Raw genomic sequence first — 1,849 nt, 5'->3', positions numbered from 1 at the left:
CTCGAACAGCCCCGTGGACAATGTCACCTTCACGACCACGGCAACGAACGGCCGGATCTCTTCGATTCCCGACCTGTGCCTCACGACAGGCGTTGTGCCGCAGTCGGGTATCTCTGCTGACGGGCGCACCCTCACCTGTAACGTCGGAACGAAGGACCAAGGCACCGCCGTTGTAGTCATGGTGCCGGTTACCGTCGACGGCCCAACTGGTGGCGCAGTGTCACTCGCGGGTCAGATCAACGACCAACCGGCCAGTGTTCCCGAGATCCCGATCCGGAATGCGTTCGGCATGGACATCCGCTGGGTGCAGGGCTCGTCCTCGGTCGAGCAGGGGAATGGCTACTTCGAGACGGACTACGAGTGGACGGTGAGCCGGCTCGTCGGCAGTGATCCAGGACAGCAGACCCTCACGTATGACTTGACCATCCAGTCCCCGCAGGGCGGCGCAATAAGCTTGGCTCCTCAGGGTTGCACTCCCTTCACCGGTGGTCTCGCCGCGAACGGTCACCCGTGGTCGGGCGGAAATCATCCTGCTGAGCAGACGTCGAACTTCGTCGACAACTGCACGATCACCCAGACAGGCCCGACGACCTTTCAGCTGACGCTCACGGGAATCGACTACGAGCCCGTGGCACCCCCGACCCTCGACTCGGCCGGCAACCGTCTGCCCGTTAATGAGGTCGCGCTTGCCTCCGGATCCATCTGGGTACGGATCGCGACCACCCAGGCCGGCTCGGCGACGTTGACCTCGAACGCCCCGACCTACACCTCCCTTACGGGTGAGACCGCGCAGGACGATCCGTCGAACAACTCCGAGACCAAGACCTGGACGCTTTTGGGAACCTATTCCTCAGGATGGGAAAGGCCCTTCACTGGCAGCGGAGGTAGCGCTTGGGACGACACGTACCAGGTGGCTTCAGGTACGGAGGTGCGCCAGTTCATGGACAACGGATGGCAGCGCTGGCCCGACCGTCCCGACACGAGCATGGTCGGTAACTGCTCGGCGCTGGATACCCGATTCGTCACCTTCGACCGCGTCGAGTGGACTTATCCCGCCGGCGGCGTCAACGGCGCGGTGATCGAGTACTACACCGGCTCTGACCCGTCTCTTGATCCCGCAAGCCCGGGCTACAACCCGGATGCTTTTTCCTGCACCGGCGCTGCCGGTTGGAGCACCACGCTGCCAGCGAACCCGATGGCTGATGTCCGAGCAGTACGAGTGACGATGACGCAGGGCCAGGCCGAGGCCTACGCTCAGGCACCCTCTATCCAGCCTGCCGTGTACATGGACATCAGGCCCGAGACTCCCGCTGGCACCGACATCTGGAGCTTCTTCAGCGCGATCCTCGATGACGCTAACGGTGCTGGCTACTGGACTGATGCTTCGGAGATCCTGCCCCCAGTGACGATGACTCCGGGCGCACGGTACCCCTACACCTACGGGTTCCGCGACGTGCTCCACACGGTCACCGCTACGCCGTGGATCGGGAAGTCAGTTGACCGCTCGGTGGTTTCTCCCGGGGTCCCCGCGACCTACACGCTGACCTACTCGGCCAACGGCGCCGGCTCCATTCCGGCCACGATCGATGGATTCACCATCGTGGATACACTGCCTGCCGGAACAGCCTACGTTCCGGGCTCGGCGTCGCCCGAGCCTGCCGTGAGCAGGAACGGATCAGGCCAGCAGGTCCTGACCTGGGTGTTGGACGGGGTGCGTACCAACATGAACCACCCCCTGACCTATCAGGCCGTCATCGATGGCACCACCTCTCCCGGCCAGGCACTGACGAACACGGTGCAGGCCAGTTACGGTGGCCAGACCCGCAATGCAGCTGCTCAGGTGACTGTA

1 protein-coding gene and 1 pseudogene are annotated in these 1,849 nt (G+C 63.7%); one reads left to right on the top strand and one right to left on the bottom strand.

Going from position 1 to position 1,849, the window contains the following annotated elements:
- A partial coding sequence (locus tag FDK12_RS15325; protein ID WP_223263324.1) for a hypothetical protein occupies positions 1 to 180 on the bottom strand: 180 nt, incomplete at its 3' end.
- A 37-nt stretch (positions 181 to 217) separates the two neighbouring features.
- Between FDK12_RS15325 and FDK12_RS14940 the strand changes: the two are divergent.
- Positions 218 to 1,849, top strand: a pseudogene (locus FDK12_RS14940) (hypothetical protein); the annotation flags it as partial.

The sequence above is a fragment of the Arthrobacter sp. NamB2 genome (assembly GCF_005281365.1).
GTDB lineage: Bacteria > Actinomycetota > Actinomycetes > Actinomycetales > Micrococcaceae > Arthrobacter_D.
The sequence above is the reverse complement of the archived record's forward strand: the minus strand, read 5'-3'. Positions and strand labels throughout refer to the sequence as shown.